Source organism: Candidatus Contendobacter odensis Run_B_J11 (assembly GCF_000531125.1).
GTDB classification, from domain to species: Bacteria; Pseudomonadota; Gammaproteobacteria; order Competibacterales; family Competibacteraceae; genus Contendibacter; species Contendibacter odensensis.
Map to the genome: position 1 here is coordinate 53,407 of NZ_CBTK010000302.1, position 15,152 is coordinate 68,558.

The 15,152-nt window shown below is 58.4% G+C and carries 14 protein-coding genes, 1 tRNA gene and 1 pseudogene; 6 read left to right on the plus strand and 10 right to left on the minus strand.

Annotated features, from left to right (window positions below; genetic code table 11):
- Nucleotides 1–128: 128 nt before the first annotated feature.
- The 4 genes and pseudogenes from BN874_RS20490 to BN874_RS20505 form a co-directional block, all read right to left on the minus strand.
- A complete protein-coding gene (locus BN874_RS20490; protein ID WP_034436553.1) occupies nucleotides 129–422 on the minus strand; it encodes a hypothetical protein in 294 nt (97 codons plus the stop codon).
- 254 nt (nucleotides 423–676) lie between these two features.
- Entirely contained in the window at nucleotides 677–880 is a 204-nt protein-coding gene (locus BN874_RS25240) for a hypothetical protein (protein WP_034436555.1), read from the minus strand.
- A gap of 17 nt (nucleotides 881–897) precedes the next feature.
- A pseudogene (locus BN874_RS26555) lies at nucleotides 898–975 on the minus strand (helicase-related protein); the annotation flags it as partial.
- A 228-nt stretch (nucleotides 976–1,203) separates the two neighbouring features.
- Nucleotides 1,204–1,279 (minus strand) — tRNA-Ala (locus tag BN874_RS20505).
- Nucleotides 1,280–1,348: 69 nt separating this feature from the next.
- Between BN874_RS20505 and BN874_RS20510 the strand changes: the two genes are divergently transcribed.
- Nucleotides 1,349–2,029 carry a TIGR04283 family arsenosugar biosynthesis glycosyltransferase gene (locus BN874_RS20510; protein ID WP_034436556.1) on the plus strand — a complete coding sequence of 227 codons (681 nt, stop codon included), beginning with the start codon at nucleotides 1,349–1,351 and terminating at the stop codon, nucleotides 2,027–2,029.
- Nucleotides 2,029–2,721 (plus strand): TIGR04282 family arsenosugar biosynthesis glycosyltransferase, encoded by a 693-nt coding sequence (locus tag BN874_RS20515; protein ID WP_034436558.1) that lies wholly within the window; start codon nucleotides 2,029–2,031, stop codon nucleotides 2,719–2,721. The genes BN874_RS20510 and BN874_RS20515 overlap by 1 nt, the downstream gene beginning before the upstream one ends.
- Here BN874_RS20515 and amrA read toward each other — a convergent pair.
- Nucleotides 2,621–3,208: an AmmeMemoRadiSam system protein A gene (gene amrA / locus BN874_RS20520; protein ID WP_034436560.1), complete on the minus strand. Its 588-nt coding sequence runs from the start codon at nucleotides 3,206–3,208 to the stop codon at nucleotides 2,621–2,623. The two genes, BN874_RS20515 and amrA, sit on opposite strands and share 101 nt — an antisense overlap.
- Nucleotides 3,195–3,983 (minus strand): AmmeMemoRadiSam system protein B, encoded by a 789-nt coding sequence (amrB, locus tag BN874_RS20525; protein ID WP_034436562.1) that lies wholly within the window; start codon nucleotides 3,981–3,983, stop codon nucleotides 3,195–3,197. Before amrB ends, amrA begins: the two co-directional genes overlap by 14 nt.
- Before the next feature lie 161 nt (nucleotides 3,984–4,144).
- Between amrB and amrS the strand changes: the two genes are divergently transcribed.
- Together amrS and BN874_RS20535 are read left to right on the plus strand one after the other, a co-directional pair.
- Complete coding sequence (gene amrS / locus BN874_RS20530) at nucleotides 4,145–5,236, plus strand: AmmeMemoRadiSam system radical SAM enzyme (protein WP_034436563.1); 1,092 nt, start codon at nucleotides 4,145–4,147, stop codon at nucleotides 5,234–5,236.
- On the plus strand, nucleotides 5,193–6,098 hold the full coding sequence (locus BN874_RS20535; RefSeq protein ID WP_230314508.1) for a 23S rRNA (adenine(2030)-N(6))-methyltransferase RlmJ: 906 nt from the start codon (nucleotides 5,193–5,195) through the stop codon (nucleotides 6,096–6,098). Before amrS ends, BN874_RS20535 begins: the two co-directional genes overlap by 44 nt.
- Before the next feature lie 3 nt (nucleotides 6,099–6,101).
- On the opposite strand, the gene BN874_RS20540 is transcribed toward BN874_RS20535, so the two are convergent.
- Nucleotides 6,102–8,864 (minus strand): sensor domain-containing diguanylate cyclase, encoded by a 2,763-nt coding sequence (locus tag BN874_RS20540; RefSeq protein ID WP_034436567.1) that lies wholly within the window; start codon nucleotides 8,862–8,864, stop codon nucleotides 6,102–6,104.
- Nucleotides 8,865–8,876: 12 nt separating this feature from the next.
- Nucleotides 8,877–10,052 (minus strand): ABC transporter substrate-binding protein, encoded by a 1,176-nt coding sequence (locus BN874_RS20545; RefSeq protein ID WP_051498148.1) that lies wholly within the window; start codon nucleotides 10,050–10,052, stop codon nucleotides 8,877–8,879.
- Between the two features lie 317 nt (nucleotides 10,053–10,369).
- Between BN874_RS20545 and BN874_RS20550 the strand changes: the two genes are divergently transcribed.
- Complete coding sequence (locus tag BN874_RS20550) at nucleotides 10,370–11,779, plus strand: bifunctional enoyl-CoA hydratase/phosphate acetyltransferase (protein ID WP_034436569.1); 1,410 nt, start codon at nucleotides 10,370–10,372, stop codon at nucleotides 11,777–11,779.
- On the opposite strand, the gene BN874_RS20555 is transcribed toward BN874_RS20550, so the two are convergent.
- Nucleotides 11,755–12,357, minus strand: coding sequence for a pseudouridine synthase (locus BN874_RS20555; RefSeq protein WP_034436571.1), 603 nt, complete (start codon nucleotides 12,355–12,357; stop codon nucleotides 11,755–11,757). The two genes, BN874_RS20550 and BN874_RS20555, sit on opposite strands and share 25 nt — an antisense overlap.
- Nucleotides 12,357–14,594: a patatin-like phospholipase family protein gene (locus BN874_RS20560; RefSeq protein ID WP_051498149.1), complete on the minus strand. Its 2,238-nt coding sequence runs from the start codon at nucleotides 14,592–14,594 to the stop codon at nucleotides 12,357–12,359. Before BN874_RS20560 ends, BN874_RS20555 begins: the two co-directional genes overlap by 1 nt.
- 153 nt (nucleotides 14,595–14,747) lie before the next feature.
- Here BN874_RS20560 and BN874_RS23030 point away from each other — a divergent pair, with 153 nt between their 5' ends.
- Nucleotides 14,748–15,143: a hypothetical protein gene (locus tag BN874_RS23030; protein WP_154725046.1), complete on the plus strand. Its 396-nt coding sequence runs from the start codon at nucleotides 14,748–14,750 to the stop codon at nucleotides 15,141–15,143.
- Nucleotides 15,144–15,152 lie beyond the last annotated feature (9 nt).

Genomic DNA, 15,152 nt, shown 5'->3' on the forward strand with positions numbered 1-15,152 from the left:
TCATCGCGGTTGGAAAGGTGCGCGATTTTACCCGATTAGCGATAAAGGTGGATCGATCAGCGTCATCGAAATTGAGAAATAGATATTGAAATAAATAAGTTAGCTTCCCTGAGAACAGATCCTGCCGATTACTGTTCGGCATCCTTTTCGATTGATACGTTGTGGTCCGGCTCGCTGTTGATCAGTGAGTCCGCGTTGCTCGTCGTGGCAGTGGCGGCGGCTTCTGTGGAGGAATGTTGAGCCTGCCCAGAGAAGGTTCGGTTGGCGTTCAAGGCCATGTCGCCACCCCGTGCGCTCGCCGGACACGGCGCAGCCTGGTAGAAAATCCGTCCACTCACCTCGACACACTTGTTCGCCGCCAGCGCCGGTGCGGTGAGTAAGGCCAACAGCAGCATCGTCCAACCTTTATTCTCGTATTTCATGACATTCTCCGATCCGAGTGTTTCTTTTTGTTCTGATGGGTAACCGCAATCCAGCCTTTTGTTTTCAGGACTTTCGCTTTCCGTCATTCCCGCATAGGCGGGAATCCAGTAAGCCGCTGAAAAGCCTGGATACCCGCTTTCGCGGGTATGACGAATTTACGGGTTTAGCGAAAGTCCTGGGAGTGATTATCTGCGCAATGAGCTGCGAAACCCGCGAATTCGTGCTTATCAACCGGCCTAAGCGAAAGTCCTAACTAGGAAAGAACCGGCGAGATCAACGCCTGAAATTGTGGCGGATAACCGACAATGGATGCAGTATTGCCTAAAAACGAGTCACTGACATTGCCCCAGCCGTACTCCGCCAGGACTGCCCGAAACGCGGCCTGCGTGGGATTATCGTTTTCGCCACTGAGGGGTTCAGTCGGAAACAGCGGATTCCCCGGCGACCATAATTCCACGCTGTCGGCGTGTTCCTCGAAGTACCCAAGCGATCAATGCGGCCAATCCGCTGCTCAACCCGCATTGGATTCCATGGCATATCGTAGTTAATCAGCACCCTGGGCACTGGGCTTAAACCACTGGATTTGCCCTTGTGTCGAGTCGTTGGGTGAGTTGTACTGGGGCGATGAAGACGCTGACGATGCCGGTTTGCCCGGCCTGCGGTTCCGGTGACACGGCCGGCCACGGTCACTCCGAGCCTGTTCACAACAGGACCCGAAGCCTCCGCGCCTGCTGCTCTATCCATAAAAACAGAACAGCGGCACTAGGCCGCTGATTGGATTGGTGGAGCGGAAGGGGATCGAACCCTCGACCTTCGCATTGCGAACGCGACGCTCTCCCAACTGAGCTACCGCCCCATGACTTTACGAGGGCGCAAACTATACAATTTTCAATGACCCTTGGCTAGACCTCACGCCGGAAAAATCATGCCTCACATCTCTATTATTCTGCCGGTACTGAACGAGCAAACATCTATCAGTGGCGGACTAAGCCGCTTGCAACCGTTGCGCCAGCAGGATTGTGAATTGATCATAGTAGACGGCGGCAGCCGGGATCAAACCATGGCGCTGGCTAGACCGTTGGCAGATCGGGTGATCGCCAGCCCCAAAGGCCGTGCGGCACAGATGAACGCCGGTGCAGCGCTGGCGCAGAGTCCCCTGCTTTGGTTCCTGCACGCCGACTGCCTGCCTCCACCGGATGCGGCTGGCATCATCCGCGCCGCCTTGAACGACCCGGCCCGACATTGGGGCCGGTTTGATGTGCGCCTGTCCGGGTGTCATCCGCTGCTGCGGATGGTGGAAACCCTGATGAATCTCCGCTCCCGGCTCACCGGCATCGCCACCGGCGACCAGGGAATTTTCGTCCGCCGAGAACTATTCGAACGGGTCGGCGGTTATCCCGCCCTCGCGCTGATGGAAGACATCGCCCTCAGCCGATTGTTAAAGCGGCATGGCTGGCCGGTTTGCTTGCGCCAGCGATTGCAAACGTCCAGCCGGCGCTGGGAGCGTGACGGGATACTTCGCACCATTCTGCTGATGTGGCGACTGCGACTGGCCTATTTCCTTGGCGTCGATCCCAACCATTTGGCCCGGCTTTACTACCGCTGATGAGCAACGCCTACATCTTTCCTAACGCCCGCCTGCTGATCTTCGTCAAGGCGCCGATTCCCGGTCGGGTCAAAACCCGGCTGGCGGGATCATTGGGTACTCGCGGCGCAGCGAAGCTCTATAAAGAACTGTTGCGGCGCACCTTGGCTATGGCTGATGCATCCCGGCTATGCCCGATTGAACTGTGGTGTGCGCCGGATTCGCGGCACGGTTTTTTCGTCGCCTGCCGGCGGAAGTACGGGATCAGATTGCGCCGGCAGTGTACCGGCGATCTGGGTCAGCGAATGAACCATGCTCTGAACCGGACGCTGGCCGAAGGCAATCACGCCGTACTGATCGGCAGTGACTGCATTTCGCTGGGTATCGCGGAGTTGCGCGCCGCATTCGATCTGCTCGCCGCTGGACGGGACGCCGTGATTGGACCGGCGGCGGATGGGGGTTATGTGCTGGTTGGGCTGGGTCAGCGCTGTCCGGCCTTGTTCCGAGGCATCGCCTGGAGTACGCCCACCGTGCTGGCAACGACTCGCCGCCGGTTCAAGCGAGCGGGGGTGGACTGGGCGGAATTGCCGCTCGGCTGGGACGTTGACACCCCTACTGATCTGCGGCATCTGCGCCGAAATACTCGGTGGTATAGCGTTCCGCCCGCAGTTCCGGCGACCAGAAATCCAGCGGCAGCCCTGCCTTCAGCTTGAGCTGGGTCAGGAACATATAGGGGTCGGGCAGGCTTTCCCATACTGCGGGCAAGAAGGTGGCGCGGTAGTTGTTGCAGTGCAGGATCAAACCGTCGATGCCCGGCCGCAATTGCGCCAGCAACTCCTCCTCCGATCCGAAATGCAGCGGCTCCGGTGGCGACAGCACCGAGAGGTGAAGATCCAGACTCGGAAACTCCTCTGGCCGCAGTCGGGGAAAACGCGGATCCTCGAAGGCCGCTGCGTAAGCATGGGCAGCGACATCCTGCACCAGCGGTTGATAGGCGGCGAGCGCGCCGATACAACCACGCAACTGGCCGCCGATTTCCAGAGTCACAAAGGTCGCCCGCAACGGTCGCAAGGCGGCGGGATAGTCGTCCGGATTTACCGCCAGCGCCTGACCCTGGCGCAAACCGTGCTGAATGGAGGCGCGGGCGACATCAAGCAGTGCGGCGCGGCTTGAATTCGAGAGGGATTCAGTGGAAGACATAAGCGCCATATCCTACGACTTGATCGCGGGGGCCGGCGGTATCGCCGGAATTGCGCAGATCAATCGTTTCACCGTGCAGCGCCTTACGCCGTGCGACCCACAGCAAACCGTTGACCGGATTGCGCCCGCAAGCCTGTTCGTAGCCGATGTCCTCGAAACGAAGCGCCTCGATGGCCTGCGAGGTGGCGCTGTCCAATATGTGGGCCGCCTGATAGCCGCGATAGTGGCTAAGGTCGGAACTGATTACAATGAGGGTTTCCGGCCCGCCCCACAGCGCTTCCAGTACCGCACCGACCTCTTGTGGCTGGGCATCGCCGACCACCAGTGGCACCAGCTTGAACTCACTCAGCACCTCTTGCAGGAAGGGTAAATGCACCTCCAGGCTGTGTTCCTGAGCGTGAGCCTGCTCCAGTACACTGACGTTCGGCAGCTTACGCACTTGCTCGACCGCCGCCCGGTCTACTGGAACCTGGCCCAGCGGGGTGGCAAATGCCGCCATGCCGCTCACTGCGATGCCCCGGAAACCGACTCGGTGGCTAGGACCGAGCAGCACGACTCGATGGATCACCTCACGAGCGGTCTTCAGCCGGGCGTAGGCCGACGCCGCGATAGGCCCAGAGTAGATATAACCGGCGTGCGGAACGATGATGGCCTTGGGCGGCGGATCGTCCGCTGGTTCGACCCGGCTCAGAAATTGCCATACCTGCGTATGCAGTTCCTTAGCGTCGGCTGGATAAAACAACCCCGCTACGGCGGGTGTGCGTACTGTGTGCATAACGCCCTCCCGATGAGTTTGCCAACCTGGATGAAGCAGAGAGATTATAGAGCGCAACTTTGTCTAATAGCAGTCAAATAACCATAAATAACAGGGTAACCGGCAATGCTGCCCGCCGAACCTCGAATAATCAAGAGAGCCTTTACCAAGAGGAGGCCGCTTTGAACAAAACCACCGATTTTTATCCTACGAAATACTGGCACCTGCTTGACGATGGCCGGGTTCAGTGCGATGTCTGCCCGCGCTTCTGCAAGCTCCACGAAGGCCAGCAAGGGCTGTGCTTTGTGCGTGGTCGCCACGGCGACCAGATCAGGCTGACCAGTTACGGCCGATCCAGCGGTTTCTGTATCGATCCGATTGAAAAAAAGCCGCTGAATCATTTCCTTCCGGGTACTCCCGTATTGTCATTCGGCACTGCGGGTTGCAATTTGGCCTGCAAGTTTTGCCAAAATTGGGATATGAGTAAATCTCGGGAAATGGATACTTTGGCCGATGAAGCTTCGCCGCTGAAACTGGCGCGGGTAGCCCATGAGTTGGGTTGCCGCAGTATGGCGTATACCTACAATGATCCAGTGATTTTCATGGAATATGCGATGGATGTCGCTATTGCCTGCCGGGAATACGGGATCAAGTCAGTAGCGGTCACCGCCGGTTATATGAGTGATGAACCGCGCCGGGAATTCTTCAGTTACATGGATGCTGCTAATGTAGACCTCAAGGCGTTTAGCGAAGCGTTTTACTGGAAAATTTGCGGAGGCCACTTGCAACCAGTACTGGATACGCTGATCTACCTCAAGCGTGAAACCCAAGTCTGGTTCGAGATTACCACTCTGCTGATTCCCGGCGAGAACGACTCTGACCCCGAACTGGAGGCGCTGACTCAGTGGGTGGTGGAAAATTTGGGGCCAGAAGTGCCAATTCACTTCACTGCTTTTCATCCGGATTGGAAGATGCTGAACCATTCGCCGACTCCACTTTCAACCCTGATCCGGGCGCGGCGAATTGCCATCAAGAATGGCATCCGCTATGCCTACACCGGCAATATGCACGACGAGAAAGGAGGCAGCACCTACTGCCATCAGTGCGGCCAGCTATTGATTGGCCGTGACTGGTACACCCTCGGTGTTTGGAATTTAACTGCTGATGGTTTTTGCAATGCCTGCGGCACTGCCTGCGCTGGAGTATTCGAGGCAAAGCCGGGGACTTGGGGTGCGCGTCGCCGCCCGGTGCGGCTGCGGCAGTATGCCGATTGATGAGCCTTTCCCTGACGCACTGCACTCATCCACGATGCTGAGTTATCGCCACGCCTTCCACGCCGGCAACTATGCCGACGTGTTCAAACACGTCCTGCTGGTGCAATTGATCCGCGCCCTGCAACGCAAAGATAAGCCGTTTTGCCTGCTCGATACTCACGCCGGAGCCGGTCGCTATGATCTGCACTCGGTATCGGCGCAAAAGAATCGTGAATTTGTGGACGGTATTAGCCGCTTGTGGGATCAAACCGGACTGAGTACGGAGCTGGCCGAGTATGTGACCCAGGTGCGGGCACTGAATCCAAATGGAGCGTTGCGTTACTACCCCGGTTCTCCACGCATTGCGCGTAATCTACTCCGTCCTGCTGACCGGCTGGTTCTGACGGAACGGCATCCCACTGATCATGCTACGCTCAAAGCTGAGTTCACCGGTGATCGCCAAGTCGCGGTGCATCATCAGGATGGTTACACGGCACTGAAGGCGTTCCTGCCGCCACCTGAGCGGCGCGGCTTGGTATTCATCGATCCGTCTTTTGAACTCAAGGATGAATTCGACCGGTTGATTGCGGCGGTTCAGCTTATTCATCGGCGCTGGGCGAGCGGTATTATCGCGATTTGGTATCCCATTCTCGACCGTGCGCCCAGTCTGCGCTGGCAACAGACTCTGAAAAATTTGGGGATTCCGGCAATGCTGTGCGCAGAATTGGGACTCTATCCTTATGACACGCCTTTTGGTTTGCACGGTAATGGCATGATGATTATTAACCCGCCGTGGCAATTAGACGAAACCCTAGGCCGTTTACTGCCAGAATTGCTACAAAAGTTGCGCGTTGGCAATGACGGACAAACCCGGTTGGAGTGATAGTTATTCGCCCTCCACCACCACCCGATTCCGTCCTCGTTCCTTGGCTTGATAGAGGGCGGCGTCGGCTCGGATCAACAGCGCCATCGCGTCGGTTGCCTCCGATTCCGCTGCCGCCACCCCGATAGAGACCGTAATGGTGGGCAACTCGCCATCCCGGTAGCGTAAGTGCAATTGCATGATGGCTTGTCGCACTGTATCAAGTCGAGTCCGCGCATCGGCCAGAGACGAACCTGGCATCACCACGGTCAATTCCTCGCCACCGTAGCGACAGGCCATGTCACTGGTGCGCAAGGATTGATGCAGCGCCAGACCCACCTGTTGCAACACCTGATCGCCGGCATCGTGGCCGTAGCCATCGTTGAAGCGCTTGAAATGATCCAGATCCAGCATGGCGACGGCGAGCGGCTCGCCGCTGCGCTGGCAGCGACTCAGTTCGCGCGGCAGGGTTTCGTCGAGATAGCGCCGGTTGAACAGGCCGGTGAGCGGGTCGCGAATCGCCTGTTCCCGCAGCGCCTCCTGCATCCGGTTGCGGTCAGTGATGTCGGTCAGGATCGCGATAAAGCCTCGCACCTGACCCTGTTCGTCACGGCGGTAAGTCCAATCCACCTGCACATCGAAGACGTTGCCATCGATACGACGCTGTTTCGTGTAGTAGGTCGTAGATGGCGGCTGGTCGCGAACCAAAAATTGCGCATAGTTGCACAGAGATCCCTGTTTGGTCTCGTTCGCCAAAAACTCCCAGATGAACCGCCCAACCACACTCTTTCCCTCCCCGCAGCCATATAGATGTTCCAACGCCGGGTTGGCAAAGATCACACGGCCCGTCAGGTCGCTTTCCAGCACCCCGTAGGGCAGCAAATCCACCAGGGTGCGGAATCGGGACTCGCTCTCGCGCATGGCGAATTCGGCCTGCTTGCGGTCGGTGATGTCGCGGGCGAAGCCCACCGTGCCAATGATTCGTCCTTCCAGGCGCACCGGCGCTTTGTAGGTCTCGAACCAGCGGTATGGCTGGTCGGTGTGCTTGATCAGTTCCTCCGCATGCTTCGTCCGGTTGCTGTCCAGCACCTCCCGGTCGTCGGCCTGATAGACCTCGGCCAGATCGGCGGGCCAGGCATCCCGGTCGTTCAGACCGATCAGGGCATCGGACGAGTCGAAGCCGCAGGCGTGTGCATAAAAGACATTAACGGCCAGAAAACGGCTTTCCTGATCCTTCAGCCAGACCATGAACGGGAAGTTGTCGAGCACGGCGCGTTGATATTCCGAATAAATCCGCAGTTTTTCTTCCGCCTGTTTGCGCTCGGTGATAGCGGTGTGCGCGATGACGGCCCCGCCCTCCTCTGTATCCAAGGGGGTTGTCCGCATGATGAACCAGCGTTGTTCATGCGGCGCGTGGCAGGGGTATTCGAGGGTAAAAATCGGCTGCCGGCCAGCCAGCACCGCCTCAATGCCGTCACGGGCGGCCAACGCCTCTTCCAACTGTTCGCCGCTGGCCGCCTGCTGACAGACCGCCAGGTAATTGGTGCCGACACCGGTGCGTTGGGCCGGTTTGCCGGGTTCGGTTTCGTTCGTCAGCGCTAAGCGCCGCCAAGCTTCGTTGACCGCCACGATCACGCCGTCGCCATCCAGCACGGCGATGTTGGCATCAATCGAATCCAGAATGGCGCGCTTGAATTCATCGCTTTGCGCGATCTTGATCAGCGCCTTCTGGAGTTCTTCCGTCCGCGCTTGAACCTGCGCCTCCAGATTTTCCTGAGCCTGTCGCAGAGATGCCACCATCGCGTTGAAGGAAATCGCCAGTTCACCTACCTCGTCGGTGCGATTAACTCGCGCCAAACCGGCGGTCGAACCCTCGGCGGCGATCTGGCGTGCGGTGTGATTCAGAATCAGCAAGGGTTCGGCCAGCCGGTGCGCCAATCGTTGCGACAGCGCCAGGGCCAGCAAAGCCAGGGCCAGCGTCCCCAGGCCGTAGCCCAACAGCAGAGTCTCAAGACCCGTGAGCCGGGTGGAATGCTCGTGGAGGACCAGCGTCAGCCCGGCGGCGGCGAACGGCCCGGCAGCAAACAAGGGGTGGGCGGGCGGCTTGTCGGGTGATTCCGGGTAGGCTCCGGTGGCGAAATCAAGCGTTCCATCAGGAGAACGAAGCATCAGGATCGCGTTCGGTCCCGCCAGATCTTTTTCAGTGACCAGCGCCTGCAAGTCCAGGGTGGCGAGAATATAGCCTTCGGTGTGGCCGGTTCCGGGATAGAACACCGGCTGGAACAGCACCAAGTGCGGTTTTTGTTCGATGGCGACGATGACGGCCTGTGGTTGCTCTGCGTCAATGACGGCCTGGTGTTGCGGTAGATGGGTCAAGCAACCGACCGGGTGCAGTTTCTGCTGAGCCAGCAGCGTCCCCTCGAAATCGCACAGCGCCAAGCTATGGGGTTCGGCAAGGGGAAAGTGGTAATAAGCGAAGAAAGGTAGCAGATAGATGTTGCGCCCCTTGGAATCGAGCAGGGCGGTAGCCACTATAGAATTTTTTGATAGATCCTGGGTGTGACGCACGAAGATATCCACTTTGTTATCCAGGCGCGCCACAATCCGGTCAAGCCGATTTTCAAGCTCGACGCGCTGGTACTGGTGGATGATCCAGAGGGTCGCCGTGAACGATAGGCCGCCAAAGATTAGGCTGATGCTGAGAATCGCTGCAACGGAATAGGCGGCGATGCGGCGCTCCAGCCGGCGATAAATCCAGTCGCGCCCTTGTTGCAGCCAAGTGCCCATAGCCCATCCGCGTTATTTCGAGTCGATGCGGATAATAGCCCCATCCTCGGCGTAGCGCGCCATGAAAACCTCCTGCGGCGATAACGCCTCATGCCGGTCGGAGGTAAAAGGCTGCGGGTAGGTTTTAACCAGACCGGCGTAATCCGTTACTTTTTCCAGCGCGTCGCGAATAGCGCTCCGGTCAGTGGAGCCGGCGATCTGGATGGCGCGCGCCAGGATCTGGACCAGATCGTAGGCGTGAGCAACTCCAACCGGGGACAGGATGCGCCGGGGACTGTCCACGCCATAATGCCGGGCGTCTTGCACCACCCGTTGCGCCACCGGGTCATGGGCGCCGATAAAGGAATAGGTCTGCACCACGGCAAGGTCGACTTCCTTGAGGGCCGGCCCGGCATTCTGAAAGAGATTCCCCCCGGTGATTCCCCAAGCCGCGAAGATCGGCAGGCGCTGCTCTCTTGGTAGCGCTGCGATTTCCTTGATAAAAATAACGCCTTCCCGCTCATTGCTGACAAAGAGCACCCCTTCCGCGCCGGCTTTTCTGAGCGCCTGATATTGATCCAACAGGGAGTTGTCGCCCCAATTAAACCATTGCACATCGACAAGGGTAAATTGGGAATCGGTCTGCCTCAGCGTTTCAGCCGCTTTAAGGTTGCTGCGTCCCCATTCGGTGTTGGGCACGAGTATGCCGATCTTGCGTATGCCGCGCTGCTCGGCATGGCGAATCATGACCTGCACGGCCCAAGTGTCCCGGAGCGACAGGCGAAAAATATAATTCGGTCGGAAATCATGCGCGGTGATGGGATCGGCGGCAGCCCAGGGATCGAGCAGCGGGAGCTTGAGCTGGTGAATATCGGGGATCGCTTCGACCACCACCGGGCTGTACCTGCCGCAGAGTATGGCAACAACATTGGGATCGGCGGCCAATTCATGCAGATTTTTGATAAAGCGCGCCGGTACCGAGTGGTCGTCTTTTTCCACCAGAGCCAGCAGGCGACCGCCTAAAACGCCACCGCCTGCGTTGATTTCGTCCACCGCGATCTGCGCGCCCAAGCGGATCGCTTGCGCCGAGGTGCTGCCAACAACTCCGAACTCGGCGTCGATGCCGATCAGCACCGGCGGGAGATCGGCCCGTGTACCGGTGGCAATGATGAGCAGGAAAAGGCAAAAGAGGGTACGAATGGTCATCATGGGCTTCGCTTCCAAAAAGGCTGCAAATGCGCAAGGGAATGACGAGGAAAATTCACATATCCACCTGCTTTTAGGCCATGAATCCTGCCACCTATGCAGTAGGAGTGCGGCTTGAAGGTCGCTCCTACCATATGGCGTAGCACGGGCTTCCAGCCCGTGAACTGAACACGGGCTGGAAGCCCGTGCTACGCCTCTGGTTCAAACCCTATTGAGAAATGGTATTCCCTTCAACCCCAGAACTTTGGATGCGGCAATGCCGGATTGGCTAGAATCACGACTGCTGCTGAAAATAACGATTCATCTGCACATTACCCTCATTGGGAGAACCTGCTATCAACGCTGATACGATTACCAATCGCACCTTCGCCGAAATAACCATCGGCGAGCAGGCGAGTCTGACCCGTACCCTGAAACCTCGGGACATTCAATTATTCGCCACCCTGTCCGGTGATTTGAATCCGACCCATCTCGATGAAAGTTTCGCCCGCACCCAGCAGGCCGGAAAACTCACCGCGCCCAGCATGTGGGCGGCCAGCCTGACCTCCGGGCTGTTCGGCAGCCAGTTGCCGGGTCCAGGCAGTATCTTTGCCGCCCAGTCGTTTCGCTATCTGCATCCGGTGTATTTGAATGACACCCTGACCCTGACCGCCGAAGTGCGGGAGAAACGGCCAGAAAGCCGGGTGGTGGTATTCGCCTGCACCGCTATCAATCAGCGCAACGAAACCGTAATGGAAGCCACCATCGAGGTGATCGCGCCGGCAGAGAAAATCGTCACGCCCCGACCGGAACTGGCCTCAATGGCGATTCAGACCCATGACAAGTTTAGGCGACTGCTGGAACACTGTACCCCACTGCCCGACGTGATCACCGCTGTCGTTCATCCTTGCGACGAGTCCTCGCTGACCGCTGCGGTAGAGGCCGCAGAAGCCAGCCTGATCGTGCCGATTCTAATCGGGCCGTCAGACAAGATTCGTGCGACGGCGGACCAGTATCAGATCGATATCCGCCGGTTTGAGATCGTGGATGTGCCGCATAGCCACGCCGCCGCCGCCAAAGCGGTGGAACTGGTGCGCAACGGTCAGGCGGAAGTGCTGATGAAGGGCAGCCTGCACACCGATGAACTGATGCACGAGGCGATGCGCGCCGATACCGGGTTGCGCACCGGGAGCCGGGTGAGTCATGTGTTCTGCATGGACGTACCGTCCTACCACAAACTGCTGCTGGTCACCGACGCCGCGATCAATATCTATCCCACCCTCGACGAGAAGCGCGACATTTGTCAAAACGCGATTGATTTGGCGCTGGTGTTGGGGATCAAACAGCCCAAGGTGGCGATTCTGTCGGCGGTGGAAACCATCAGCACCAAAATCGCCTCGACCACCGATGCCGCCTCGCTGTGCAAAATGGCCGACCGCCGGCAGATTACCGGCGGGCTGCTGGATGGACCGCTGGCGTTCGATAACGCCATCAGCAAGGTGGCGGCGACTATCAAGGGGATCAAGTCCGAGGTGGCGGGCGACGCCGACATCCTGCTGGTGCCCGATCTGGAAGCAGGTAACATTCTGGTGAAACAGCTCACGTTCATGGCGCACGCTGACGGCGGAGGCATCGTAGTGGGGATCCGGGTGCCGCTGATCCTCACCAGTCGCGCCGACAACATCCGCATCCGGCTGGCGTCCTGCGCGATTGCGGTGCTGGTTGCTCACGCCCGACGCAGTGGACAGTAGCCAGCGCGATCCACCCACCGGCGCTGAACCGGCCCGGCCACGGCGAGTTCTCGCCATTGGCCGGGCGCCAGATCATCCAGGATCCAGTCACCGATTCGGTGGCGAATTAGCCGCAGGGTCGGATGACCCACCGCAGCGGTCATTCGCCGCACCTGACGGTTACGGCCCTCGCGCAGGGTGATTTCCAGCCAGGTGGTCGGGATCGCCGCCCGCTGACGGATGGGCGGCTCCCGCAGCCACAACCCATCCGGTTCAACGATTTGCCGCGCCTCGGTCGGCAGCGTCGGCCCATCGTTCAACTCGACCCCCCGACGTAATCGCTCCAAGGCGGATTCTTCAGGGATGCCCTCCACTTGTGCCCAATAGGTTTTAGGCTGCTTGTGGCGCGGGTGGCTGAGACGGGCCTGCAACGCGCCATCGTCGGTCAACGCCAGCAGTCCCTCACTGTCGCCATCCAGCCGTCCGGCGACATAAATTCCCGGGATCGGCAGATACGCCGCCAGTGTGGGCCGGCCAGCGGTATCGGTGAATTGGCTAAGCACTCCATACGGTTTGTTGAACAGTACCAGTCGCGCCATCAAAACAGCCTGCCCAGAAGCAGGTACAGCGAAGCATTACTGTCATCGGCCAGTCCGGCTCCCAGATAAAGCGGTCCCAATGGAGTGTCTGCACCCAGAAACAGACTGCCTGCCGGGATCAGCGAATTGAAGGTAACCTCGTCAAGGTTGTTCCAAGCCCCGCCGACTTCCAGCGATCCGCCCGCGTAGAGAGGGATAGTAAATGCCGCCGAGGCTTCGTCCAGCCGGTGCATGTAGATCAACTGCCCGAGGGCGATGTACTGTCCCGAAATCTGACCCATCTGGTAACCCGACAGGTTCAGGAAACCGCCCAGCAGAAATAGATTTTGCGGGCCAGGATCGCCGGACAGCGTACCTGCCAGCCGCAATCGGGGAATCAGTGTGGATTTACCCCAAGTGTAAGGTTTGGAAGCATTCAGGCTGAGAGCCTGAAAATTCTGGTCGGCACCCAGATCTTTCAGCGTGCTGTAGTAGTAGAGGTTGGCGAAATAGCCCGAAGTTGGAAAATTGAGGCTGTCCAAGGTATCTGCCGCCCAGCCAATCGAGTAACCGCTATCGTTGAAATTGCCCTCGGAGGAAGAAGGTTGGCCGAACTGGAGATCGTTGCTGCCGGTGGTGTAGTGTAATCCCAGTGACAACCGTCCCCAGTGTTCCAGATTTCGCCCCCCTTCGATGCCCATCTGAGCTTGGCGAACCCGGAAACGAGTGCTTTCAGGAGAGGAGTTGTTTTGAATATCCAGGTTGTACTGTTGATAGCTTAAATAGGGATTGATGTAGTACTCCTGAGCGGTGTTGAGTGGTTGATAGAAATCGGTTTCCAACTTGACGTTTTCACCGATCTGAACAAAGTTGCGCCACTGCCCGCCCAGGGAATTAAGCTGCGCCATGGTGTAGGCGACACTGAGGTTGAACATTGAATCGGTCTTCGCGTTGGCGCCAAGGAAGAGACCGAAATTGAGCGTATCCTTACCAATATGTCTTTCTACCGCTTCGACGATCAACCCGGTTTTACCGTCTTCCTCGGTTAATAAGTAGCTGACTTGCTGAAAATCACCCATACCATAAATCACGTTGAGATTGCGGCTGAGTTGTTGCGGATCGATCCGATCCCCCGGCTTGACATGCAATTGATCCGCGATGACCTGATCGGACAGGCGGGTGCTGTTTTTAATCCGGATGAAGCTAATGACCGGATTGTAGGCATTGGGCAAGGATGGCCGCGCCGCCAGATAGGCTTGATAAGCATCCGGCGACACCGACAACTGACTCAGCGCGCTCCGCTGGGTTTCGGCAGCGGCATAGCCGATCTGCACCGCTTCCGGCGAGCGGTGGAAAGCGATGCTGGAAATATCTTTCAAGTCTGGCGTGATCAGGATGTCCCTGTGCCCCAAGGTTTTGAGCTGTTGCTGGACGTTGCGCACGGTCAGAATGGAAGTGAGCTGGCTGGTAATGGACAGTACCGAGGTCAGCTCGCTGGCGGGCGCCAGTGGCGCACCCACGTCCACGGCGATGATCACATCTGGATGGCACAATTCCCGGGCTACATCCACCGGAACATTGTTCGACACACCGCCGTCCACCAATAGCTTGCCGTCGATGGTGATCGGTACCAGGATACTGGGGATGGACATACTGGCGCGCATGGCCCTGGACAGATCGCCGGATTTCAGCACCACCGGGGTGCCGGTAGCCAGATTGGTTGCGACGGCCCGATACGAAATGGTGAGCTTGTCGAAGTCATGGACGTTGGCGGCGGGCAGCGCCAGTTCCTCCAGCAGCAGTTGCAGGTTCTGGCCTTGGAGCAGGCCCTGGGGCAACTGCACTTGACCGTTCTTAATACCGATCCCGTTTGTAGTCAGCAGCACTCGCTGCTCCTGTTTGGTGCGGAATGGCAGGTCGGCGCGCGGTGGCCCATCGTTAAACACCGCCGGCCAGTCGATCCGTTGCAGCGTCTGGTCCATCTCCTTGGGGGTCATCCCGGCGGCATACAATCCACCGATGATGGCCCCCATGCTAGTGCCGGCGACACAATCCACCGGAATGCGCAATTCCTCCAGCAGTTGGAGTACGCCGACATGTGCAGTGCCGCGGGCTCCGCCGCCGCCCAACACCAAACCGACACGGGAGCGTTCCGGCGCGGCATCCGCAGGAACGCTGCTGGTCACACCGAGAACAACCAGCAGCAGCAGGGCAAACCCTTGGTAGGACAGGCCGCGATTTGCTCGGCAGTTACGCATGGGAAAAACCTCATAAAATAGCCCGTACCGGGCATTGGGTATTCAGCAGAAATTCAGAGAGTTTATGCCAAGATTATGGCAAAGCATGGTTAGAAAACAGAATCATCGGGCGCTCCCGGCCGTTCCAGAAAAACCGACAAGATGGAGATCATCATGAGCGATAGAGAGGATGAATCCCTGCCCAACAATCCCCCAGCGGAGAACCTTGAAACACATCAGCGGCGGGAGTTTCTGCTCAGCTTGGGTAAATGGTCGAAAGTGGTCATTGGCGGGGTGCTGCTGGGCGGGGTGTTGGCTCCCGGACAGCCCGCCAAGGCTTGGGGCAACCGGGGTGGCGGTGCTGGCCTTTGGTATAATTCCAGTCGCGGCTGGGGAGGATGGGCTGAACAACCGTGGGACTGGAACAACGGGCCACATTGGCGCGACCGGCCACGCTGGAACGACCGACCGTATTGGAACAACCGACCCCATTGGAATAATGACGATTGGTATAATCGTCACCCTTGGAACAACCGGAGCTGGTATAACCGGGACTGGTACAACCGCTGATGATGCCGA